Raw genomic sequence first — 22,813 nt, forward strand, 5'->3', positions numbered from 1 at the left:
CCGGCCGGCGAGCCCTGGACAGGACACACCCAGGTCCGGCAGCACATGGTCATCCAAATAGACGTAAAGTGTGGTCAGGAGAGTGTTTAGTTGCGTGTTCACAAACTCGGCTTAACACTCTCCGCCTTACTTTAAAAGCTCCCGCGCCCGCCACAGCAATAGGACTTACTCATCTAGAGATCGGCCGCAGCGTCCCTGACCTTGATAAGGGTCCGAAGGTTCCGCGTAGTGGTGCTGGCCTTGTACCGCGGTTTGGCGGACAGTTTGCTGAAAGGACTTTCCAATGTGCCTCCGGCGGGTGCAAGCCACGCCGAAGCTTCCGGCCCAAGCCGCACCTGTTCCACGCCACCAAGGGCCTCTCCGGACTCAAAGAGTTCGTCCAGCATGGCTTCGTCGGAGGTGAGCGTGATGTAGCTGTGCGTGGCCTTGTCGTCGGCAGGGTACGGGCAGGCATCCACGAGTTCGGCCACACGCGAAGAAGTGAGGACAACAACCCAGGCGTCGTAGCCGAAGGATTCACGAAGGCACTTTTCGAACTGGGCCTTTACATCCTTGATACTCAAGTCGCTCCTCAGGACAACGTTTCCACTCGCCAGAAGCGTCTTGACGTCAGAGAATGGGTAGGCCCTAAGAGCTGATTTCAGGTCCGCCATCTTGATGTTGATCCCGCTGACGTTGATGCCCCTAAGGAATACGGCATAGGTGTTCATGGATGTCCCCCCTTCAAAGACAGCTGATCTAGTCGTTGTTCTTGCGCAAGGCTTCGGTCAGTACCCGGGCGGCATTGCAGACGACCTCCGCATGCAGGCGTCCGGGCTGGCGCGTGAGACGCTCAATCGGACCTGAAATGGAAACTGCCGCAATGACCCTTCCCGAGGGTCCACGGACAGGAGCGGAAACCGAGGCGACCCCAGGCTCGCGTTCGCCCAGGCTCTGACCCCAGCCCCGGCGTCGTACTCCTGCCAGGACGGTGGGCGTAAAGCGGGCGTTCTGGAGTCCTTCCAGCAGGCGGTCGTGGTCTTCCCAAGCGAGGAGGACCTGCGCGGCAGAGCCGGCTTTCATGGACAATTGGGTTCCCACAGGAATGGTGTCGCGCAGGCCGATGGGGCGCTCCGCTGACGCAACGCAGACGCGCCAATCGCCCTGCCTGCGGAAAATCTGGGCGCTCTCGCCTGTAGCGTCGCGAAGTTGGATGAGCACTGGCCCAGCCGAAGCGATGAGCCGGTCTTCACCAGCGGCAGATGCGAGTTCCACGAGCCGGCTGCCCAGGACGAACCGGCCCTGGATGTCACGGCTGACCAGGCGGTGGTGGACCAGGGCCAGCGCCAGCCGGTGAACCGTTGGCCGGGCGAGGCCCGTGGCCGCTACAAGTTGTGCGAGTGTCGTTGGCCCGGCCTCGAGGGCATCGAGTACTTGGGCCGCTTTATCAATGACACCGACTCCACTAGAATTGTCCATGTAATGATATTGCCGTCTCAATATCTGAGATGCAAGTTGTTTCACTGGCTTATTTTGTGGCCCTGCTGCTTCAGTGGTTAGAAGAGCTCAGTGGGTTAGATGAGTTCAGTGGTTAGAAGAACAGTTCAGTGGATGAACATCCAACTTTCAGTGAAGGGAGCAAGGCCGTGGGAAAGACACTGGCCGAGAAAGTCTGGGACGCGCACGTAGTGCGCAAGGGTGAAGGCGAAGGAGCCAATGCCCAGCCCGACCTTCTTTTCATTGACTTGCACTTGGTCCACGAAGTGACCTCCCCGCAGGCTTTCGAGGGGCTCCGCCTGGCTGGCCGCAAGCTCCGCCGCGCCGACCTCACCATTGCCACGGAGGACCACAACACTCCCACGCTGGACATCGACAAGCCCATTGCGGACCTCACCAGCCGCACACAGATTGAAACGCTGCGCGCCAACTGCAAGGAATTCGGCGTCCGCCTGCACTCGCTCGGCGACAAGGAGCAGGGCATCGTGCACGTCGTGGGTCCGCAGCTGGGTCTGACCCAGCCGGGCATGACGGTGGTGTGTGGCGACTCGCACACCTCCACGCACGGCGCCTTCGGTGCATTGGCCATGGGCATCGGAACCTCTGAGGTCGAGCACGTCATGGCAACCCAGACGCTGTCCTTGAAGCCGTTCAAGACCATGGCGATCAACGTTGAGGGGACACTGCGCCCAGGAGTTACCGCAAAGGACATCATCCTGGCCGTCATCGCCAAGATCGGTACCGGTGGGGGACAGGGCTACGTCCTGGAATATCGCGGCTCTGCCATCCGGGCCCTGTCGATGGATGCCCGCATGACCATCTGCAACATGTCCATCGAAGCCGGCGCGCGTGCCGGAATGGTGGCTCCTGACCAGATCACCTACGACTACATGCAGGGCCGTCCGCATGCGCCCGAAGGCGATGACTGGGACGCCGCCGTCGAGTACTGGAACACGTTGCACACTGACTCCGACGCGACGTTCGACGTCGAAGTGGACCTCGATGCCAATACCCTCGAGCCGTTTGTCACCTGGGGCACCAACCCCGGCCAGGGCGTTTCGCTTTCAGCCAAGGTTCCTTTCCCGGAGGACTTCGGCGACGAGAACGCGAAGGCTGCCGCCGAGCGCGCGCTGCAGTACATGGGCCTTGAGGCAGGCACCCCCATGAAAGACATCCGCGTGGATACCGTCTTCCTGGGCTCCTGCACCAACTCCCGTATTGAGGACCTGCGTGCTGCCGCTGACATCATCCGTGGTCGCGAGAAGGACCCGGATATCCGCATGCTCGTAGTTCCGGGCTCCGCCCGTGTCCGCCTCGAAGCTGAAGCCGAGGGCCTGGATAAAGTCTTCAAGGATTTCGGTGCCGAGTGGCGTTTCGCCGGTTGCTCGATGTGCCTGGGCATGAACCCGGACCAGTTGGAGCCGGGGGAGCGTTGCGCATCGACGTCCAACCGCAACTTTGAGGGCCGCCAGGGCAAGGGTGGCCGTACGCACCTTGTCTCTCCCGTGGTGGCTGCCGCGACAGCTGTTCGCGGAACGTTGAGCTCGCCGTCGGATCTTGAGCCGGCTTCTGCAGGCACATTGACCGGAATCGCAGTCTAGGAGGATCCCATGGAAGCATTCACTACCCACACCGGCATCGGTGTTCCGCTGCGCCAGAGCAATGTGGATACCGACCAGATCATCCCCGCGGTCTACCTCAAGCGCATCACACGCACCGGCTTCGAAGACGCCCTCTTTGCGGCATGGCGCAAGGACGAATCGTTCATCCTCAACCAGGCACCGTTCAACTCCGGCTCCGTGCTGGTGGCGGGCCCCGATTTCGGGACGGGTTCCTCCCGTGAGCACGCTGTCTGGGCGTTAAAGGACTACGGCTTCAAGGCTGTCTTGTCCTCGCGTTTCGCCGATATTTTCCGCGGTAACTCAGGTAAGCAGGGACTGCTGGCAGCCCAGGTGGCGCAGGATGACATCGAGCTCATCTGGAAGGTCCTGGAAAACAGCCCTGGCACTGAGATCAAGGTGGACCTGGTCTCCAAGACCGTGGAATGCGGCAATGTCGTGGCTCCGTTCGAGATCGACGACTACACGCGGTGGCGCCTCCTGGAAGGCCTCGATGACATCGGACTGACGTTGCAGCACGAGGAAGACATCACCGCCTACGAGGCCACACGGCCTTCCTTTAAACCGAAGACACTTCCGGCGAAAAGCTGACAAATTCGTCGGCGGCTGAATGCTGCGGAACCAGGACCGGTGGGCCCCTAGCGTGGGCTCACCGGTCCTTTTTTCGAAAGGATTGATGGATACAGGATCTGCCCAGTACGGGGCAGCTCCATTTCGGTTAGGTAACCCGAGCTTCTATGCTTAGCTGGAGCCTTTGTAAGTATGGGGGGCGAGTAGTCGTGAGGAAACCGGTATAGATGAGTAGTGTTCTGACAATCCGCGGTGGCGTCCCGTTGACAGGGCGGGTGACCGTTCGCGGTGCCAAGAACCTTGTGCCCAAGGCCATGGTGGCGGCGTTGCTGGGCAGCGAACCATCAGTGCTTCGGAACGTGCCGGAAATCAAGGACGTAGAGGTTGTTACCAGCCTGCTGAAGCTCCACGGTGTGACTGTGGTCAAGGACCCCGCCACGGGCGATCTGACACTGAATCCCAAGGATGCCAAAACGGCATCCAGCACCGCCATTGACGCGCATGCCGGCGATTCACGCATCCCGATCCTGTTGTGCGGCCCCCTGATCCACGCGATCGGAGAGGCTTTCATTCCGGACCTCGGCGGCTGCAAAATTGGCGATCGTCCTATCGACTACCACCTGAACGTCCTGCGCCAGTTTGGCGCCGTCGTGGAAAAGCGCCCTGGTGGCATCCACATCTCCGCGCCCAACGGCCTGCACGGCGCCAAGATCTCCCTTCCTTATCCGTCCGTCGGCGCCACCGAGCAAGTGTTGCTGAGCGCCACACGCGCGGAAGGAATCACGGAGCTCAGCGGCGCTGCAACGGAACCGGAGATCATCGACCTCATCGCCGTGCTGCAGAAGATGGGCGCGATCATCAGCGTCCAGACTGACCGCACCATCCGTATCGAGGGTGTCAAGGACCTGGGCGGCTACAACCACCGGGCGCTTCCGGACCGGAACGAGACTGCGTCCTGGGCCTCGGCCGCGTTGGTCACGCGTGGCGACATTTTTGTTGAAGGTGCCTCACAGCGGGACATGATGACTTTCCTGAACACCTACCGCAAGGTGGGTGGCGGCATGGACATTGGTGATGACGGCATCCGTTTTTACCACCCCGGAGGCAAGCTTTCTCCGCTGGTCCTGGAGACGGATGTGCACCCCGGCTTCATGACTGACTGGCAGCAGCCCCTGGTGGTCGCTTTGACCCAGGCGGAGGGCGTGTCGATTGTGCATGAGACGGTCTATGAGAACCGTTTCGGGTTCACCGATGCCCTGGCCCGGATGGGTGCAAACATCCAGGTCCACCGTGAGTGCCTTGGCAGCGTCCCCTGCCGCTTTGGCCAGCGGAACTTCCTGCATTCTGCCGTGATCTCCGGTCCGACGCCGCTGCGGGGGACCGAGATTGACATCCCGGATCTTCGTGGGGGCTTCAGCCACCTCATCGCAGCTTTGGCCGCGACCGGCACCTCCAGGGTCACTGGCATCGATATCATCAACCGCGGATATGAGCGCTTTACGGAGAAGCTCGCTGGCCTGGGCGCCGATTTCGACATCATCACCACCAAGTAGCGGGGGACACTTTGAAGGAATCGGCCAAGAGCCGGGCCACGTTCATGCTCCTGGCGGGCATGGCGCGTCCGTTGATGAACCTCCTGATGGACAAGAAGTGGGAGGGCGCCGGGAACCTCCCCGCGGGCGGCTTCATCGCAGCACCGAACCACTGCACTGAGATTGATCCCGTCGTGATTGGGCACATGCTCTACAACCTGAAGCGTCCTCCGCACTTCCTCGCGAAGGCAGGACTCTTCAAAGCACCTGTGTTGGGAGCCTTGCTGCGGGCGACGAATCAGATTCCGGTTGAACGCTCGACGGCGGGAGCGAACCGCTCGCTGCAAATCGCCAAAGAGTTGGTGGACGCTGGAGGCGCCATTGTTATCTATCCCGAGGGAACCCTGACCCGGGATCCGGACCTGTGGCCGATGAAGGGGCACACTGGTGCTGCCCGCCTGGCATTGCAGACCGGTGCACCGGTTGTTCCGATGGCCCACTGGGGTGCCCATGAGGTTTTCCCCCGATACGCCAAGCGCTTCCACGTCTTTCCTCGAAAGACCGTCAGGGTTCTTGTGGGTGAGCCCGTGGATCTGAGCGCCTTCGCGGACCGGCCCTTGGACCGGGCCACGCTGTCCGAAGCTACAGACGTCATCATGGAGGCAGTCACCGCGCTGCTGGCAACGCTCCGCGGTGAGGAGCCGCCCGCCGAACGCTGGGATCCGGCCGTTCATAAGCAGGCCAAACATGGCCGGTTCGTGGAGCGCGGTTCAAACGCTGCACGGGGCGCCGCGCCTGAAAAGGCTGCAGAACCCGCTGGCAAGGAAGCATCTCTTGAGGATCCGGAATCGGAGGGCGGCAAATGACGGTTATTGAAAGCCCTGTCCCTGCTCCGGACACCGTAGCTGTACTTGGCGCAGGTTCGTGGGGAACGACGTTCGCCAAGATCCTCGCGGATGCTGCTGCCACTGCCGGAGTGGAGCGGAGGATCCGGATCTGGGGCCGGCGCGCCCAAGTAGTGGATCAGATCAACGCGGATCACCGCAATGAGCAGTACTTGAAGGACATCGAACTTCCCCACGCAGTCACCGCATCCACGGATGTTGCTGAGGTCCTGCAGGATGCCGGGCTCGTGGTCCTGGCCGTCCCGGCCCAATCGCTGCGGCCCCAGTTGGGAGAGTGGAAGCGTCTGCTCGCACCGGACGCAATTGTCGTATCGCTGATGAAGGGCCTGGAACTCGGGACTGACGCGCGCATGAGCGAGGTCATCGCCCAGGAGCTTGGCATCCCCGAATCACGAGTGGTCGTGGTCTCCGGACCCAACCTCGCCATGGAGATTGCCCGGGAACAACCCACAGCGTCTGTAGTTGCCTGCAGTGACGCCGATACTGCCGCCGCAATCGCGCTCTGCTGCACCGCACCGTATTTCCGTCCCTACACCAGCACCGATGTTGTGGGTGTGGAAATCGGCGGGATCGTCAAGAATGTCATTGCCTTGGCTGTGGGTATTTGCGAGGGGCGCCAGATGGGTGACAACACCAAAGCGTCAGTCATCACGCGGGGCCTCGCTGAGACGTCCCGGCTTGCCCTCGCCCTGGGTGGAGAGGCCCACACGATGGCGGGGCTCGCGGGGCTCGGCGACCTCGTTGCGACATGCTCCTCTGCCCTTTCCCGAAATCACACGGCTGGAAGGCTACTGGGCGAGGGGCTCAGCCTCGAGCAGGTGGCCGAACAGATGACGCAAACCGCTGAAGGTATTAAATCCGGCCCTGCCGTGCATGAATTGGCAGGCAAACTGAATGTCGAAATGCCCATCACGGCCGCCGTCGTGGCGGTGCTTGAAGGCAAAATGTCCGTTGATGACCTGGGGCCGCGATTGCTGGCCCGGGCCCTGAAGTCCGAAGGCGACTACTGATTGTGACTGAAGAATCCACCCCCGTAACCGGCCGTCGACCCCGTGTGGCGGTCCTGTTCGGCGGACGTTCCAGCGAGCACGCTGTTAGTTGCGTGACGGCGGCAGGCGTCATGGGCGCCATTGATAAGAGCAAATACGACGTTGTGCCCATCGGTATTGCCAAGTCCGGACAGTGGGTCCTTGCCTCGGGGGACACCAGCCAGTGGTCCTTGAGCTCGTCGGCGCTTCCTGAGGTATCGCCGTCGGATCGGACTGTCACCTTGGCAGAGGTGGCGGGCGAGCACCAGCTCATCGTGACCGCGCCGAACGCCATCCCCGAGGAACTCGGTTCCGTGGACGTCGTCTTTCCTTTGCTCCATGGCCCTTGGGGTGAGGATGGAACAGTCCAGGGCCTCCTGGAGCTATCGGACACACGCTATGTTGGTGCCGGAGTCCTAGCCTCGGCGGTGGGCATGGACAAGCACTTCATGAAGGTAGTTTTCGAAGCCGCTGGATTGACCGTGGGCCCTTATATCGCTGTCACGGACCGCGAATGGCTCACTGATGCCGAGGCTGTCCGCAAGCGCGTGGACAAGCTCGGTTTCCCGGTCTTCGTCAAACCTGCCCGTGCAGGCTCCTCCATGGGAATTTCCAAGGTGGATTCGTTGGAGGGCCTGGACGCTGCCATCGAGGAAGCCCGCCGCCACGACTTGAAGCTGGTCATCGAAGCCGGCATTGTCGGGCGCGAGATCGAGTGCGCTGTGCTGCAAGGCCGGGGCACCGATGCGCCCCGCACCTCCATGCCCGGCGAAATCACCGTGGCTATCGGCGAACACCAATTCTATGATTTTGCTGCCAAATATGTTGAAGATGGTGCTGCGGCGCTGAGTTGCCCAGCTAATATGCCGGATGAAGCCATTGCCCGCGTCCGCGAATTGGCCGCTGCCGCCTTCGACGCCGTGGGCGCCGAAGGCCTGAGCCGTGTGGACTTCTTCTACACGCCCGCCGGTGAGCTGATTATTAACGAAATCAACACCATGCCGGGCTTCACCCCCAAGAGCATGTACCCCCAGATGTGGGCGGCTTCCGGCTTGGCGTATCCGGAACTGATCGACGAACTCATCCACCTGGCCCTGACCCGGAAAACGGGCCTGCGCTAACCCAAAGCAAGTAGCGGCTGAGCACCCGCTACTTAGTGGTTGGCAGGTTCTGCAGGTCTTCCTGGCCTACGCAGTGGCGCGTGGCTTTGATCTTGCCCGCAGCGGCCGCAAGTTCCGTGAGGACTGTGGCGGAGCTGATGTTGGCGGCTTCCAATTTGACTGGGTCCACGAGGATTTCCGTGGCCGGCTCGCGTCCAAAAGTGGTCAGGGTATAGACGCCGTCGCCTTCTTTGATCACCCAGTCGATGTCATTCACGCTGACGCAGCGGTCAGTGGTTGGCCCGGGGACGTTGACACCGCAACGCAGGATGATCTGGGAGGGATCGCCCCAAGCAGCAGTGGCCTGGCTATTGGTTTTGCGGAGTGCGGCATCGCCGATCTTGTCCGGGAGCGCCACCATCATGGGTGCGCAGGCCGGATTGGCGGCGTCGCTTGCCGCCGTAACGTCCACAGTGGGGGCGCAGGCTGACATTGCGAGGACGGACGCTGCGGCCAGGCTTAAGGCCACGGCAGTCCGCGGAAGGGTCTTTCGGTGCATCACTCAAGCCTATCCCGCCCACGCTGCCGCCTGGCGTGCGGTTGGTGCAGGCGTGCGGTTGCTGCACCAGTTGCGAGGGTCACATTGGCGGTGGTCCGGGCTGCACACGCTGCGGCACTATTTTGTCGGCGTGCCGCGATAGCGTAGAGCCGTGCCCCCAAAACAGCCATCCGATGAATGTCCAACAGTCGCAGATCTCTCGGAGTCCCAGCTCCTTGCCCGGATCTTCCCCCGCCTGAACAGCAGCCCCAGCGTCCTGCTGGGTCCCGGCGACGACGCCGCCCTGGTTGCCGCCTCGGACGGCCGCACACTGATTTCCATCGATACCCAGACCCAGGACCAGGACTTCCGGCTGGAGTGGAACAACGGCTACCGAACCACAGGCTACGACGTCGGATGGAAGTCCGCGGCGCAGAACCTTAGCGATATCAACGCCATGGGCGGAACGGCCACCTCACTGGTGGTGAGCCTGACTATGCCGCCGGCCACACCAGTTCAATGGGTGGAGGACTTTGCGGATGGCCTCACCGCTGGAATCATCGGGTTGGGGGTTCCTGACTGCTCCGTCGCGGGGGGAGACTTGGGCCGCGGACGGGAGATTGCGGTGACTGTGGCCGTCGTCGGAAGTTTGGCCGGACGGGCCCCCGTTCTGCGTTCCGGGGCGAACCCGGGAGACGTGGTGGCCGTGGCAGGCACCCTGGGGCGTGCTGCCGCCGGTCTCGCGCTGTTGGAAAGCGATATCGCCTTAACGGACCTCTCGGCTGAGCAGCGTGCACTGTTGGATAGCCAATGCCGGCCCTTGCCGCCGTTGGCTGGCGGGCCACTTGCCGCACGTTCGGGCGTAACAGCAATGATGGACATTTCAGATGGTTTGCTGCGCGACGGCGGCAGGCTCGCTGCGGCAAGCAACGTCATCCTGGATTTTGACGCTGTTGCGTTGAAGGCGCACGCACTTCCGCTGGAACCAGCTGCCGCCTTGCTGGGCGTAGATTCCATGCCGTGGGTTCTGGGCGGGGGAGAAGACCACGGACTGCTGGCTACGTTCCCAGCGGGAATTCAGCTGCCGCAGGGCTTCACTGCGATAGGCTCAGTTCAAGCCGTTGTCCAGTCTCAAGGCAGCGGCGTCCGGATTGCCGGGCAAGCTGCTGACACCGTGGGATGGGATCATTTTGCAGACTAAGATCGCCGCGAATGCGCACGCCATGAAACGTTGGCTCGGCAAGACAGAGGTGGTCCTTGGCAACCATAGCGACCGCCTGAACGCGATCAACATCTTCCCCGTCGCCGACGGCGATACTGGAACCAACCTTTACCTCACCGCGCGCGCGGCTGTGTCCGCGTTGGCAGGCACCGCTCCTGACGCCATCGAGGCCGGTAACGACGTCGGTGCTGTGCTATCACGCGCTGGTCAGGCCGCCATGGAACAGGCAAGGGGTAATTCCGGGACCCTTTTTGCTGTTTTCCTGTGCGCTGCGGCGGAGCCGCTTGCCGGAAAAGCGCGCCTGAGCGCGCCGCTGCTGGCCACGGCCCTTAATAGGGCCCAGATCCGGGCATGGTCGGCCTTGAGCGAACCGGTCTCCGGAACCATGCTGTCCGTCCTTGAAGCAGCAGCCCATGCAGCCCAAGCGGCGGATTCTTCCCAGAATGGTGATGACAGCAACCACGCATTGGGCCTCGCCTTGGATGCTGTGGTGGAAGCTGCCTTTCAAGCCGTCGTACGCACAGAGGATGAACTCGCACCCCTGCAGGCGGCGCATGTGGTGGACGCCGGCGGTGTAGGTATGTTGTTGGTGCTGGACTGTCTCCGTTCCGCAGTGCTCGGCGAAGAACTGCAGGATGAGCTCCTTGATGGCCTTCACGGCTACCAGTTGCAGGATCCGCACATCCACCAGCAGATGCCGGCCGACGACGGCGTGGAAGTCATGTGTACCATCAGCCTTTCGCCCTTGGACGCGGCCGTGCTGCGCCAACGCCTGGACGAGATGGGTGATTCCGTCATCATGAGCCAGGTTGGCAATACAGGCCACCATCCCGACGACGACGACGAATCCACTGCTGAAGCCAGTTATCGYTGGCGGGTTCATGTCCACGTACCTGATCCCGCGCCGGCAGTGGCGCTCATCCGGTCTCTGGGGGAGCCAACGGACATTGCCGTCAGTCAGCTTGCCCTACCTCGTGACTCTGAAGACGGGTCCCGCGATTCTGAAGACGGGCACCGCGATTTTGAGGGCGGGCAGCGGGACCAGGAAGCAACACAAACTGCAGAACCCAGCAGCATCCCGGGCCAGTCACGGCATGAATACTGAGCTGGAACTGCCTCTGGAACGCAGGATCGGCAAGCGTTCGGCATCCGTCATTGACAAGCACCTTGGCCTCAAGACAACCGGCGCCCTTCTGAACTACTTTCCGCGCAGGTATTTGAGCCGGGGCGAACTTACTCCCATCAGCAACCTTCCCCTGGACGAGGAAGTCACGTTGATTGCGCGGGTTCTGTCCAACAGCACCCGTCAAATGCGTGCCCGGCGGGGTTCCATCACTGACGTCGTGGTGACCGATGAAGCCGGTGGAAGCCACGTTCCTGGCACCTTGAAAGTCAGTTTCTTCAATGGATTCCGGGCCAAGGCGGAGCTCCTTCCGGGGCGCCATGCAATGTTTTCCGGGAAGGTGACCCGATACGGGGGCGCCTTGGGGCTGACTAATCCGGACTTCCTGTTGCTGGATGAGGATCCGGATGCTGACGGCTCCATGGACCCGGAAAAGCTGGCAGCCATACCTATCCCTGTCTATCCCGCAACGGCAAAGCTGACAAGCTGGTCCATCCACAAAGTGATTACGGCGTTGCTGCAAACCCTGGACCTCGACGCCCTGGCGGACCCGCTCCCGGAGTCAATCGTCAGCAGGGACGGATTGCTCAGCGTGGCTGATGCTTATCGCCTGATCCACTCGCCTGAGACTGCCAAGGACTGGCAGCGGGCGCAGGAACGGTTCCGCTACCAGGAGGCGCTGGTGCTGCAGGCGGCATTGGCGAGACGCCGTGCCCAGCTTGCTGCAGAGGAGGCCACTGCCCGACGTGCGGTCAGCGGCGGCCTGCTGGAAGAGTTTGACCGGAACCTGCCTTTCACGCTCACTGCTGGCCAGACAGCGGTGGGAAAGACGCTTTCCGAAGAACTTGGCCAGGACACCCCCATGAATCGGCTCCTGCAGGGTGAGGTCGGCTCGGGAAAGACTATTGTCGCGCTGCGAGCGATGCTGCAGGTGGTTGATTCAGGAGGACAGGCCGCACTCCTGGCGCCCACTGAGGTTTTGGCTGCGCAGCATTTCGACTCCATCCGCAGGACCCTGGGGCCGCTGGCCCGCGATCACATTTTTGGTGGTACCGGCATGCTGGGGGCCGAAGCCGGACAGGCTGGCGTCCATGTGACCCTGCTGACCGGGTCCATGCCTATGGCGGCGCGAAAGCAGGCCATGCTCGATGCCGCTTCAGGAAACGCCGGCATCGTGATCGGCACCCACGCTCTGTTGAGCGACAAAACCAGTTTCCAGGATCTCGGCTTGATCGTGGTGGACGAGCAGCATCGCTTCGGCGTGGAGCAACGTGACGCCCTGCGCGCCAAGGCCCAACGTCCGCCGCATCTGCTGGTTATGACTGCTACGCCGATTCCCCGCACAGTGGCGATGACCGTGTTCGGCGATCTTGAGACCTCCATCCTCGATGAACTCCCCGCTGGGCGGGCACCCATTTCCACTCATGTTGTGGGGCTTGCGGAGAACCCCGGCTGGGCGGATCGAATCTGGAAACGATCGCGGGAAGAAGTCGACGCCGGTCATCAGGTTTACGTTGTATGTCCCAAAATCGGGTCCGATGACGACGGCGACTTCAGCCCAGGAGAGGCGGAGCCAAGCGACGCCGAACTCTCGGACGAAGGTCCGGCCCGCGAGCTCGCTTCGGTGACAGCCGTCGTCGAAAGCCTGGTGCAGGAGCCGTCCATGGCCGGGGTGCCCGTGGCGCCCCTCCACGGCCGTCAGGAGCCGCTGCTTAAAACCGAAACCATGGCATCGTTCGCGGCAAATCAGACCAAGGTGCTGGTTTCCACCACGGTTATTGAGGTGGGTGTCGATGTTCACAATGCCACCCTGATGGTCATCCTGGACGCCGAACGTTTTGGGATTTCGCAACTCCACCAGCTTCGCGGACGGGTGGGCCGTGGCGGCCTACCCGGGACTTGCCTGCTGGTCACTACTTTGGAGCCAGGGCACCCGAGCCGTCGAAGACTGGACGCTGTTGCGTCCACCACTGACGGGTTCGAGCTCTCCCAGGAAGACCTGAAACTCCGCCGTGAGGGCGATATCCTCGGCGCCTCACAATCAGGTGGGCGGTCCACGCTTAAGCTGCTGCGTGTCCTGGAGCATGAAGATCTGATTGCCCGTGCGCGTGCAGACGCACAGGACATGGTGGCCCAGGACCCGGCATTGGGACACCAACCGGTCCTGGCCGCGGCCATTGAAGAATACTTGAACCCTGAAAAGGAGGCGTTCCTTGAACGCGGTTAGAGAATCCCCAGATGGTATCGGCGACCAGTCGGGCATCGGCAGCGGAGAGGCGCTGTGAGTCGAATTATTGCCGGGGTTGCTGGCGGCAATCCGCTCACGAGCGTGCCCGGGACAGCAACGCGGCCCACTACGGACCGTGTTAAGGAAGCACTGTTTTCCCGGCTGGAGTCCTTGGCTGTCATCGACGATTCCCGGGTGCTGGATCTCTATGCGGGCTCCGGAGCCCTGGGTGTGGAGAGCGCCAGCCGGGGTGCCCGCAGCGTGGATCTGGTGGAATTCGATGCCAAGGCCAGCGACGCTTGCCAGCGCAACGCGGACTTGGTCAACCAAATCCTGGGCGGCAAGAAAGTCTCAGTCCATCGATCCAAGGTGGAGTCTTTCCTGGAGCGCGCCACAGGGCACGATGTGTGGGACCTGGTGTTCCTGGATCCGCCGTATCCGCTGGACGAACCAGCTTTGAGTGCCGTGCTGGCCAAATTGTCGCCCCATCTGGATGAAGGGGCGGTTGTGGTGGTGGAGAGGTCCTCCAGGAGTCCCGAGCCAGCCTGGCCTGAAGCGCTGGAATGTTTCGCTGACAAGAAGTACGGCGAGACCAAGCTATGGTTCGCTGAACCGTCCTAGTCCGAAATTCTGTCCAGGTCCACGCCATGGAGAACTGTTGCCGGGTGCGGGCCTCGCGCGAGTAATGCGCTGGTCCACGCTGCCGGCCATGGCGTTCGGGCGCCCACAAGGATGATGTTGCCGGGGTAGCGCCCGGCGAACATTCCCGTCTCGGCAAATGCGATAACGTCCGCCATTGCCTGCCGGAGGGCTGCTACCTGGCTTCGTACCAGCGTTAGCGCCGGTTCATCGCCTACGTTCACAATCAGTAGGCCGTTTGGTCCCAAGCGGGCAGCGGCCTCTTCGTAGAACTCCCTGCACGCGATGTGGGCTGGTGCTTCTGGCCCGGAGAAGATATCAAGGATGACGACGTCGAACCTCAGGTTCGCGGGAAGTTCGGCCAGTGCCTCGCGTGCGTCGCCTATGTGCGTGTGCAGCCGCGTGCCCTCCGGCATGGGGAGCTTTTGCAGGACGAAGTCCAGCAGTTCGCGTTCGAGTTCCACGGCATACTGGTCCGAACCTGGCCGCGTGGCCTGGATGTAACGGGCCAAGGTCAGGGCGCCGGCGCCGAGATGGAGCACGGAGAGTGGCTCACCCGGCTCTGCAGCCAGATCCACGACATGACCGATCCTGCGAAGATATTCGTAGAAGATCTCCCCGGGGTTGGCCAGATTCACATGGGATTGTTCAGCGCCACCGATGCTGAGGATATAGCTGCCTTCAATGAGCGTATCGGCATCAACAGTTGCGTGCTGCCCTGTGGTCCGCAGGAAACGCGTGGCGTGATGGCTGCCGGAGTCCTTGCGGCCGGCGTCGTTGCGGTTCAGAGCAGGTCCTTAAGCGCGGCCAGTCGTTCGGCCGCTTCTTCCAGGACACTGGTTTTTTTGCAGAAGGCGAAACGCAACAGACTGCGGGTCCGTTCTGCTCCTTCCGGATGGCAAAAAACGGGCACCGGGATCGCGGCCACACCTACCAGGCCCGGTAACCGGCGGGCCAGGTCCACGGAGTCCCTGATTCCCAGGGGTTCTGTGTCGACGTTGATGAAGTACGTACCGCTGGGTGTGAAAACGTCGAATCCTGCAGCGCGAAGGCCCTCGGAAAGGATGTCGCGCTTGCGTTGCAGAGTCTCAGCTATGTCCGCGTAAAAGGTGTCAGGAAGCGCAAGGCCCACGGCGATGGCACTCTGGAACGGTGTTCCCGAGCTGTACGTCAGGAACTGCTTGACCGTGCGGACAGCGGCAACCAGTTCCCCGGGTCCGCTGAGCCAGCCGATCTTCCACCCTGTGAAGGAAAACGTCTTTCCCGCGGAAGAGATTGTGAGGGTCCGTTCGGCAGCGCCCGGCAAGGAAGCGACGGGAATATGGGTGACGCCGAACGTGAGATGCTCGTAGACTTCGTCGCTGACAATGATGGCGTCGTGCTTTGTGGCCAGTTCAACCACCTTTGCCAGAACTTCTTGAGGGAAAACGGCGCCGGTGGGATTGTGCGGGTTGTTCAGGAGCACCACCTTGGTGCGGCTGCTGAAGGCCTCTTCCAGTCTGGAGAGGTCCGGAAGGAAGTCCGGAGCGAGCAGGGGAGCAGTGACATGTTCTGCTCCTGCCAATCCGATGATGGCTCCGTAGGAGTCATAGAACGGTTCGAAGGTCAGGACCTCGTCACCGGGCTGGATGAAGGCCAGAAGCGACGCCGCTACGGCTTCCGTGGCGCCAGTCGTGATGATGACTTCCGTCTGCGGGTCAGGGGTAAGCCCATAGAACCGGCGTTGGTGTTCCGCGACGGCTTCCCGCAACTCCGTAATGCCCTTGCCGGGCGCGTATTGGTTGGCTCCTGCGGCGATCGCTGCCTGCGCTGCGGCTTTGATCTCCGCGGGGCCGTCCTCGTCGGGGAAGCCCTGTCCGAGGTTGATGGCGCCGGAGGAGATTGCCAAGGTGGTCATCTCCTCGAAGATGGTCACTCCGAGATTTCCGTCAGGTGAAAGCAGGTTGGCGCCAGTAGCGGCCCGCTGCCATGGCGTGGAGGCATGAGCCGTTGTGTTGAGCGGTAAAGTGCTGCCTGCTGGTGACATGTCAGCCATGGTATCCCGGTGAAGCTATGGGGTAGGTTCGTGTCATGAGACGTGCGGTATGCCCTGGATCCTTTGACCCTATCCACAACGGACATCTCGAAGTCATCGCGCGGGCAGCGGGGCTGTTTGACGAAGTCATCGTGGCCGTGTCCACCAATTACGCCAAGAAGTACCGCTTCAGCCTCGAAGACCGGATGGAGATGGCCCGGGAGACGCTGGCGTCCCTGCGAGGCATCATCGTTGAGCCAATGGGGGAGGGACTGTTGGCCGAGTATTGCCGGCATCGGGGTGTTTCGGCCATCGTCAAGGGCCTCCGCTCGTCCTCGGACTTTGACTATGAATTGCCGATGGCCACCATGAATCGTCAGCTTACCGGCGTCGAAACTGTCTTCCTGCCGGCAGAAGCGCACTACGTGCACCTTTCCTCCACCTTGATCAAAGAGGTCAATGTATTGGGCGGCGACATTTCCGATTTCGTACCGAAATCTGTGTTGAAGCGGCTCCTCGCTGGCGAGTCTGGAACGTAAGCCTCCCGCAAGGGGGTAGTCTTGATAGGTACCTCGCAGCTTCTTGCGGTGGATCCCAGCTGAAACCATGGCGCTCTTCGCGCGCCCGGCGCCGGTTTGAGTCCTCAGGCTTGATCAGGCTAAGATGGTACGTCGGTCATATGTTCTACAGGAGTTCTCATTAAGCGAGATGCAAGTTCGCCCTTGGCGCTGGTAGTCAAGGACCTTGGACGCAGTCCAGGGACCATGCGGACACTCAACGAACATGTACCTGCGCCAAGTGACCTTGGTGTGGCGCTCATTGGCGTGAAGGAAGGCTCGGATGTCGAGCTGGATCTTCGCCTTGAGGCCGTACACGAAGGAATTCTGGTATCAGGATCCGTAATCGTCGAAGTAACCGGCGAATGCGGTCGATGCCTGGATCCCCTTGCGTATGACCTTGAAGTCAATGTGCAAGAACTTTTCTTCTATGAAGGCGTCGAGCTTTCGGACGAAGAAGACGATGAAGAGCAACGTCGAGTCGAGCACGATCTGATCGATCTTGAGCCGGTGTTGCGGGACGCGGTTGTCACTATGCTGCCGTTCCAGCCGGTGTGCCGGGAAGACTGCCAGGGCCTTTGTTCCGAATGTGGAGCACGCCTGGAAGACGAGCCGGGGCACCACCACGAGGTCATTGACCCTCGCTGGGCTGCCCTAGCTGATCTGGCTAAGACTGACCGGCAAACTGATTAGTAAGTGTTGGACTAAGAGAGAAATGAGATAGCCGTGGCTGTTCCCAAGCGGAAAATGTCTCGCGCAAACACACGCGCCCGCCGTGCCCAGTGGAAGGCAACTGCCCCCAACTTGGTCAAGACCATCGAAAACGGTCAGGTTACTTACAGCCTGCCGCACCAGGCAAAGGTCGTCACTGACTCTGCCGGCACCGCGCTGTTCCTTGAATACAAGGGCCGCAAGGTAGCAGACGCCTAATCTGCCCAATAGGCTGACAAAGGATGTCTTCAACTGAAGAGCTTCTGAAGCGTCTCGGTGTCTCCATTGACACCGAGACGCTTCGTCTTGCTCTGACACATCGCTCATACGCATATGAGAACGGTGGGATTCCCACCAATGAACGTCTCGAGTTCCTTGGCGACTCCATCCTGGGGTTCTCTGTGACCGATTCGCTCTACCGCGAGAACCCCGCGCTGCCTGAAGGTGAGCTCGCAAAGCGGCGATCCGCCGTCGTGAGTACTCGTGCCCTCGCCGGAATCGGCCGCGAGCTTGGCGTGGGCGAATTCATCTACCTGGGGCAGGGCGAGAAGCTCACCGATGGGAAGAACAAGGCCTCGATCCTCGCGGATACCATGGAAGCGCTCATTGGTGCGACGTACCTCTCCAACGACATCGAGACGGCCCGCCAGCTGGTGATGCGCCTCGTGGGCCCGCTCCTGAAGGACGCCGGCGCCCTTGGAGCCGGTACCGATTGGAAGACGAGCATCCAGGAACTGACCGCCAGCCGCCAACTCGGGGCAATCCACTACGCCGTGGAAGGCTCAGGCCCGGACCACGCGCGTACGTTTGAAGCTGTCCTGAACATCGGCGGGACTCCCTATGGTCGCGGCGCTGGCCATTCGAAGAAGGAAGCGGAGCAGGAAGCTGCCGCCGACGCCTGGCGTGCCCTGACGGCCCTGGACCAAGCTCCTGCTGGACCTGCTTCCGCCTGAAGCCGAGTCCACAAAACCCATGCCTGAACTTCCCGAAGTAGAAGTCGTTCGCCGTGGCCTGGCCCGCTGGGTCCGTGGCCGCACCATTACCGGGGTTGACGTCCTTGACCCCCGCTCGATCCGCAGGCATGGCCTTGGCACAGAGGACTTCATTGGGAATCTTGAGCACGCCACGGTGATGGACGTCGTCCGCCGGGGCAAGTTTCTCTGGATGCCGTTGGCCATGGACAGCTCGGATTCCGTTGACAGCACGCTACCCAAGGTAGCGCTGATGGCTCATCTGGGCATGAGCGGACAACTGCTCATGCAAGACCCCCATGTCCCTGACGAGAAGCATCTCAAAGTCAGAATTTGCCTTAGCCCCGTGGACGGCATGCCCCAGCAACTGCGATTTGTGGACCAGCGCATTTTCGGTGGCCTGTTTGTGACGTCCCTGGTGCCAACTCCCGACGGCGGCTCTGGAGGCTTGGGGGAAACGCCCCTGCCCGAGATCGCCGAGGAAGCCGCGCACATTGCGAGGGACCCGCTGGACCCCTGCTTCTCCTTCGACACCTTTTACCGCAAGGTAAAGAGCCGAAAGACAGGCCTGAAGCGGGCGTTGCTGGACCAGTCGGTGATTTCCGGGATCGGCAACATCTATGCGGACGAGTCTCTCTGGCGCGCCCGCCTCCATTACGCCAGGCCTACCGATACCTTGCGACGCGGCGATGCTGCCCGGCTTGTGCAGGCCGCACAAGAGGTCATGGATGCGGCGTTGGCTGCGGGAGGAACGAGCTTTGACTCCTTATATGTCAATGTCAACGGTGATTCGGGATACTTCGCCCGCTCGCTGAATGCCTACGGACGCGCAGGTGAGCTGTGCAGCCGTTGCGAGGCAGCGGGCTTGCCCACGATCATCAAACGTGAGCAATTCATGAACCGGTCTTCCTACACATGTCCCGTTTGTCAGCCACGGCCGCGAAACGGGCGTTGGTAGGGCCAAAACTGTTCCGGAATCCGGATCGCAATGGCAGACTGTCCCCATGAAAAGCTTGGCGATTCGGATCGCCATCGCATTGGTTTTCAACGCCATCACGTTGTGGGTGGCGTCAGTTCTTCCCGGGGTCCGTTTGGGAGCCGGGTTTCTTTGGGCCGTCGTGGTGTTCACGGCGGCCACGCTTTTGGTCAAGCCCTTGATTCTGGTCCTTTTCCACCGCCGCCACGCGCAGCAGGCGGACAGGCGTACGTGGATCCTCAGCAAGGCCCTGACGGTGGTCGCAGGGCTGCTGGCCACCTTTGCAATCCTTGTGGTGACAAGCCTCTTTTCCAATGGTTTCACCATCAACGGCATTATCGGCTGGATAGCAGCGACCGTGGTGATCTGGTTGGCATCCTTCATCTACGATTTCGTCGATGACGGGCTCGAGGCGAAGGCGAACGAGCTCCTCGGCGGCGCAGCAAGTCCGGGGAAGCCATGATGGCGCGGCGCCTGGTGATAGCGGGCATCTGCCTCGCCGTACTGATCGCCGCCGTAGCTCTCGTCCTGGACCAGATGGCTTCGAAACCGGGACCGGCAACGGCCCAGAGTTCGGTATCGCCAAGCCCTGGCGGGGATCCGTCGAATGGCAACTCTTCCGGCAACCCGAGTGCGTCTCCGTCCGGCAGTCCGACGTCGGGCAGCTCGACAAGCAGCCCAGCGGACGGTTCGGGCAACGGTTCAGGCGACGGCGGAACAACAGCCAAGCCGCTGGAGGTCCTGCCGCCCGTGACAGCCACGCCCACCGGGCTCCCGGTACCGTCTGCACCGGCCCCACTCATCACTGGTCCATTGCCGAAATCGGGCACAGCGAAGGGCTCGGTGGTCGAGGGCTGGCCCAGCAGCGTTGTGACCCTGCCAGCCGGGACCACGGTGGGCTCCACCAGCATCTCTAGTTCAGGCAACGTCCTGCAGCTGACGGCGGACGGGATCGTGGGCACGTCTCAGGAAGACGTTCTGGGCGCTTTCCGCCAGTCGTTGGTCGGGCAAGGCTTTTGGTCCGAGGATGCGCCCGCGCCGGAAGGAGCTCTAGCCGCGAGGTTCGTGCGTGGCACGGACACAGTGACGGTGTCAGTTTCGGTGACCGGAACCGGCGTATCACGCTTCCAGCTTTTGGGCAGCTTGCATACGACGGCGGACTAGGGGCACGAATGTACATCTCACTTTCGGATCGCAGCGGTGGCAAACGGGAAAAACTGCGGGGAGCCACGACGGCACTATCCAGCGAGGTGCCGTTTCGTTTGTCCCCGGTCATCTTGTGGCTCGGCCTGGTCAGCATGGTGACGGATGTGTCATCGGAGTCTGTAACGGCAATCCTCCCGCTGTATGTGACAGGCTTCCTGGGCCTTTCAACCATCGCCTTCGGATTCATCGACGGCATTAACCAAGGCGCAAGTGCAATTGTCAGGATCGCGGCGGGCTGGGCCGCGGACCGCAGCGGACATCCGAAACGCATCGCCTTGGCCGGCTACGGGTTGTCCATGCTCGCCAGGATAGGTTTCCTGTTCGCAGGAGGGTTCTGGGCGGTAGCTGCGATTGTGACCGGAGACAGGATCGGCAAAGGCATTCGGACGGCTCCACGTGATGCGCTCATCACTGTTTCAGCGCAACCCGAACACCTGGCCCGTTCCTTTGGCGTCCACAGAATGTTGGACAACATCGGGGCCGCCGCAGGGCCAATGATTGCCTTCCTCGTGCTGCTGATGATCCCCAATGGCTTCAGCACCGTTTTTGTGGTGTCCCTGGCTTTTGCGATCATCGGCGTTGCAGTTCTGGGGCTGGTGGTGCCGGACCTTCGGGCGGATGGGCTGAGAGGGATCAAAGCCACCAGCGGCGCCGAACCAGCAGCCGACTCCCGGAAGCAACGGCCTCGGCTCTTCGCGTTCTCGTGGAGCCAGCTGCGGGAGCCGGGCCTTGGCAAGTTATTGATCTCTGCGGGCCTCCTTGGCTTGCTCACTATTGGCGACGGTTTCATCTACCTGGTACTGCAGGACCGGGATTCCTTTGCGGTGCAGTGGTTTCCGTTGCTTTTCGTCGGAACCAACATTGTGTTCCTGGCGTTTGCGATTCCACTGGGGCGGCTGGCCGACCGCGTGGGCAGGGTCCCGGTCTTCGTGGGCGGCCACATTGGCCTGCTTGCCTGCTACTTCCTGGCTGCGGCGCCTTTCGGTGGCCTATGGAGCACTGTGGGCTGCCTGATCCTTCTTGGCGGATTCTACGCAGCAACTGACGGGGTGCTGGCGGCCTTGGCCAGCCAGTTGACCCCTCCAGGCAAGCTGGCCACGGGCATCGCCTCCGCACAGACCGTGGTTGCTTTGAGCAGGATGACGGCCTCGGCCGGTTTTGGCGTTCTCTGGTACGCAGTAGGTGCCTCCACAGCCATGGTTGCCGCCGGAGCGTTGTTGGCATGTGCAGTAGTGGCAGTCGTCTTCATCCTGCCTGGAGCCAGGCCCAAGCTGGGCAACGAATGAGCGCTACCTTCACTGGCGGGAGGCTGCGGTGGGGCATTCTCCTTGCGGTAACGGCAGTTGTGCTTGCTGGGGCGGGCATTTATGCCGTGGGCGCCTATCAGCGATTTGAGGAGAGCCGCACTGCCGCCCCGTCTGTAGGGGTCAGTGCCGGCCAGCCGTTGCCGGCTGTTCCGTTCGTCCTTTTTCGGAACACAGCCGGCGGACAGGGTTACGGTAATGCCGCTACCGTACCGTTGTCCTCTCCCGACGGCACACGCGCAGTGAGCGAGCAGGCCTGCGACAGGGTCTACGGCACCGCGTCCACGGTAATTTGCCTCAAAACGAACCGCGGCCTCGTGACCGCCTTCGAAGCCGCTGTCCTGGATCGCGACTGGCAACAGCAGCGGGCGTGGCCCGTTCCTGGAATACCGAGCCGAACGCGGATCAGTGCTGACGGGACCATGATTGCCACCACTGTCTTCGTCGCAGGCCATTCCTATGCGACTGCAGGGTTCTCCACCGCTACTGAAATCAACTTCACTGCAAGTGGTTCAGGTGGTTCGGGGAATCTGGAGGATTTCTCCCTGATAGTCAACGGCGAGCGCTTGCAGGCCACGGACAGAAACATCTGGGGGGTCACGTTCGTACCCGGGCAAAGTGATGTTTTCTACGCCACTGCGGCGTCCGCCGGGCGTATCTGGCTTGTTCGCGGCAGCTTGTCGGCCAAGACCCTGACTGCGGTCCACGATAACGTTGAGTGCCCGTCCATCTCACCGGATGGCACGCGGATTGCCTATAAAAAGAACGACGCCGGGCCGTTGACTGCGCACTGGAAGGTAGCACTGCTTGACTTGGCTACAGGACAGGAAACTGTCCTTTCGGAGAAGCGAAGCGTGGATGACCAAATCGAATGGTTGGACAACCAAAACGTGCTTTATGGATTGGCCGACGAAAACACCCCCGGCGACAGCAACATCTGGAAGCTGGCGACTGATCCGGCATCACAGCCGAGCCTGTTTATCCCCCACGCGTGGTCGCCCAGCGTAGTCCGCTGACCGTGGATGGTGAGCGGCGTGCTGTGCCCGTGCAATAGCTGAGGTTAACTCTGACGTTAAATGCTAACGTCCGGCCCTG

At 61.6% G+C, this 22,813-nt stretch carries 24 protein-coding genes and 1 pseudogene; 19 read left to right on the plus strand and 6 right to left on the minus strand.

Annotation, left to right across the window (positions count from 1 at the left end; translation table 11 throughout):
- The 3 genes and pseudogenes from AC1DCM_RS11960 to AC1DCM_RS11970 form a co-directional block, all read right to left on the minus strand.
- A pseudogene (locus AC1DCM_RS11960) lies at positions 1 to 102 on the minus strand (IS982 family transposase); the annotation flags it as partial.
- Between the two features lie 71 nt (positions 103 to 173).
- A complete protein-coding gene (locus AC1DCM_RS11965; RefSeq protein WP_477518368.1) occupies positions 174 to 710 on the minus strand; it encodes a DUF1697 domain-containing protein in 537 nt (178 codons plus the stop codon).
- 28 nt (positions 711 to 738) lie between these two features.
- Positions 739 to 1,458: an IclR family transcriptional regulator gene (locus AC1DCM_RS11970; protein ID WP_014922101.1), complete on the minus strand. Its 720-nt coding sequence runs from the start codon at positions 1,456 to 1,458 to the stop codon at positions 739 to 741.
- Positions 1,459 to 1,625: 167 nt separating this feature from the next.
- Between AC1DCM_RS11970 and leuC the strand changes: the two genes are divergently transcribed.
- The 6 genes from leuC (at position 1,626) to AC1DCM_RS12000 (ending at position 8,251) form a co-directional block, all read left to right on the plus strand.
- Positions 1,626 to 3,077 (plus strand): 3-isopropylmalate dehydratase large subunit, encoded by a 1,452-nt coding sequence (leuC, locus tag AC1DCM_RS11975; protein WP_477518369.1) that lies wholly within the window; start codon positions 1,626 to 1,628, stop codon positions 3,075 to 3,077.
- Positions 3,078 to 3,086: 9 nt separating this feature from the next.
- Positions 3,087 to 3,686: a 3-isopropylmalate dehydratase small subunit gene (gene leuD / locus AC1DCM_RS11980; protein ID WP_477518370.1), complete on the plus strand. Its 600-nt coding sequence runs from the start codon at positions 3,087 to 3,089 to the stop codon at positions 3,684 to 3,686.
- Between the two features lie 206 nt (positions 3,687 to 3,892).
- Entirely contained in the window at positions 3,893 to 5,218 is a 1,326-nt protein-coding gene (gene murA, locus AC1DCM_RS11985) for a UDP-N-acetylglucosamine 1-carboxyvinyltransferase (RefSeq protein ID WP_216923873.1), read from the plus strand.
- Positions 5,219 to 5,229: 11 nt separating this feature from the next.
- Positions 5,230 to 6,063 carry a lysophospholipid acyltransferase family protein gene (locus AC1DCM_RS11990; protein ID WP_477518371.1) on the plus strand — a complete coding sequence of 278 codons (834 nt, stop codon included), beginning with the start codon at positions 5,230 to 5,232 and terminating at the stop codon, positions 6,061 to 6,063.
- Positions 6,060 to 7,112 (plus strand): NAD(P)H-dependent glycerol-3-phosphate dehydrogenase, encoded by a 1,053-nt coding sequence (locus AC1DCM_RS11995; protein ID WP_477518372.1) that lies wholly within the window; start codon positions 6,060 to 6,062, stop codon positions 7,110 to 7,112. The genes AC1DCM_RS11990 and AC1DCM_RS11995 overlap by 4 nt, the downstream gene beginning before the upstream one ends.
- The gene (locus AC1DCM_RS12000; RefSeq protein WP_477518513.1) at positions 7,112 to 8,251 is read left to right on the plus strand and encodes a D-alanine--D-alanine ligase family protein; all 1,140 of its coding nucleotides are present in this window, start codon (positions 7,112 to 7,114) and stop codon (positions 8,249 to 8,251) included. Before AC1DCM_RS11995 ends, AC1DCM_RS12000 begins: the two co-directional genes overlap by 1 nt.
- Positions 8,252 to 8,279: 28 nt before the next feature.
- Here AC1DCM_RS12000 and AC1DCM_RS12005 read toward each other — a convergent pair whose 3' ends face one another.
- The gene (locus AC1DCM_RS12005; RefSeq protein ID WP_477518373.1) at positions 8,280 to 8,789 is read right to left on the minus strand and encodes a DUF3515 domain-containing protein; all 510 of its coding nucleotides are present in this window, start codon (positions 8,787 to 8,789) and stop codon (positions 8,280 to 8,282) included.
- Positions 8,790 to 8,940: 151 nt separating this feature from the next.
- Here AC1DCM_RS12005 and thiL point away from each other — a divergent pair, with 151 nt between their 5' ends.
- From thiL to rsmD, 4 genes are read left to right on the plus strand one after another with little or no spacing between them, the layout of a single operon-like run.
- Positions 8,941 to 9,969, plus strand: a complete 1,029-nt coding sequence (gene thiL, locus AC1DCM_RS12010; RefSeq protein WP_477518374.1) for a thiamine-phosphate kinase — start codon at positions 8,941 to 8,943, stop codon at positions 9,967 to 9,969.
- 22 nt (positions 9,970 to 9,991) lie between these two features.
- Positions 9,992 to 11,095: a DAK2 domain-containing protein gene (locus AC1DCM_RS12015; protein WP_477518375.1), complete on the plus strand. Its 1,104-nt coding sequence runs from the start codon at positions 9,992 to 9,994 to the stop codon at positions 11,093 to 11,095.
- A complete protein-coding gene (locus AC1DCM_RS12020) occupies positions 11,085 to 13,340 on the plus strand; it encodes an ATP-dependent DNA helicase RecG (RefSeq protein WP_477518376.1) in 2,256 nt (751 codons plus the stop codon). The genes AC1DCM_RS12015 and AC1DCM_RS12020 overlap by 11 nt, the downstream gene beginning before the upstream one ends.
- 54 nt (positions 13,341 to 13,394) lie before the next feature.
- Positions 13,395 to 13,961 (plus strand): 16S rRNA (guanine(966)-N(2))-methyltransferase RsmD, encoded by a 567-nt coding sequence (rsmD, locus tag AC1DCM_RS12025; protein WP_477518377.1) that lies wholly within the window; start codon positions 13,395 to 13,397, stop codon positions 13,959 to 13,961.
- Here the strand turns inward: rsmD and AC1DCM_RS12030 are convergent.
- Both AC1DCM_RS12030 and AC1DCM_RS12035 read right to left on the minus strand, forming a co-directional pair.
- Positions 13,958 to 14,767: a spermidine synthase gene (locus AC1DCM_RS12030; RefSeq protein WP_477518514.1), complete on the minus strand. Its 810-nt coding sequence runs from the start codon at positions 14,765 to 14,767 to the stop codon at positions 13,958 to 13,960. The genes rsmD and AC1DCM_RS12030 overlap by 4 nt on opposite strands.
- Positions 14,764 to 16,014, minus strand: a complete 1,251-nt coding sequence (locus tag AC1DCM_RS12035) for an aminotransferase class I/II-fold pyridoxal phosphate-dependent enzyme (RefSeq protein WP_477518378.1) — start codon at positions 16,012 to 16,014, stop codon at positions 14,764 to 14,766. Before AC1DCM_RS12035 ends, AC1DCM_RS12030 begins: the two co-directional genes overlap by 4 nt.
- Positions 16,015 to 16,049: 35 nt before the next feature.
- On the opposite strand from AC1DCM_RS12035, the gene coaD reads away from it, so the two are divergent.
- The 9 genes from coaD to AC1DCM_RS12080 all read left to right on the plus strand — a co-directional run bounded on the left by coaD (position 16,050) and on the right by AC1DCM_RS12080 (position 22,734).
- Positions 16,050 to 16,532: a pantetheine-phosphate adenylyltransferase gene (gene coaD, locus AC1DCM_RS12040; RefSeq protein ID WP_223933289.1), complete on the plus strand. Its 483-nt coding sequence runs from the start codon at positions 16,050 to 16,052 to the stop codon at positions 16,530 to 16,532.
- A 183-nt stretch (positions 16,533 to 16,715) separates the two neighbouring features.
- Positions 16,716 to 17,243 carry a YceD family protein gene (locus AC1DCM_RS12045; protein ID WP_224090813.1) on the plus strand — a complete coding sequence of 176 codons (528 nt, stop codon included), beginning with the start codon at positions 16,716 to 16,718 and terminating at the stop codon, positions 17,241 to 17,243.
- A 33-nt stretch (positions 17,244 to 17,276) separates the two neighbouring features.
- A complete protein-coding gene (gene rpmF, locus AC1DCM_RS12050; RefSeq protein WP_011775139.1) occupies positions 17,277 to 17,480 on the plus strand; it encodes a 50S ribosomal protein L32 in 204 nt (67 codons plus the stop codon).
- A 23-nt stretch (positions 17,481 to 17,503) separates the two neighbouring features.
- Positions 17,504 to 18,214: a ribonuclease III gene (gene rnc / locus AC1DCM_RS12055; protein ID WP_216923862.1), complete on the plus strand. Its 711-nt coding sequence runs from the start codon at positions 17,504 to 17,506 to the stop codon at positions 18,212 to 18,214.
- 19 nt (positions 18,215 to 18,233) lie between these two features.
- Positions 18,234 to 19,190, plus strand: coding sequence for a bifunctional DNA-formamidopyrimidine glycosylase/DNA-(apurinic or apyrimidinic site) lyase (mutM, locus tag AC1DCM_RS12060; protein ID WP_477518379.1), 957 nt, complete (start codon positions 18,234 to 18,236; stop codon positions 19,188 to 19,190).
- 46 nt (positions 19,191 to 19,236) lie between these two features.
- Positions 19,237 to 19,671: a hypothetical protein gene (locus AC1DCM_RS12065; protein WP_477518380.1), complete on the plus strand. Its 435-nt coding sequence runs from the start codon at positions 19,237 to 19,239 to the stop codon at positions 19,669 to 19,671.
- Positions 19,668 to 20,372, plus strand: coding sequence for a hypothetical protein (locus AC1DCM_RS12070; protein WP_477518381.1), 705 nt, complete (start codon positions 19,668 to 19,670; stop codon positions 20,370 to 20,372). The genes AC1DCM_RS12065 and AC1DCM_RS12070 overlap by 4 nt, the downstream gene beginning before the upstream one ends.
- 8 nt (positions 20,373 to 20,380) lie before the next feature.
- A complete protein-coding gene (locus tag AC1DCM_RS12075; protein ID WP_477518382.1) occupies positions 20,381 to 21,700 on the plus strand; it encodes an MFS transporter in 1,320 nt (439 codons plus the stop codon).
- The gene (locus AC1DCM_RS12080) at positions 21,697 to 22,734 is read left to right on the plus strand and encodes a TolB family protein (RefSeq protein ID WP_477518383.1); all 1,038 of its coding nucleotides are present in this window, start codon (positions 21,697 to 21,699) and stop codon (positions 22,732 to 22,734) included. The genes AC1DCM_RS12075 and AC1DCM_RS12080 overlap by 4 nt, the downstream gene beginning before the upstream one ends.
- Positions 22,735 to 22,813 lie beyond the last annotated feature (79 nt).

It is taken from the genome of Paenarthrobacter sp. 10N417 (genome assembly GCF_056394745.1).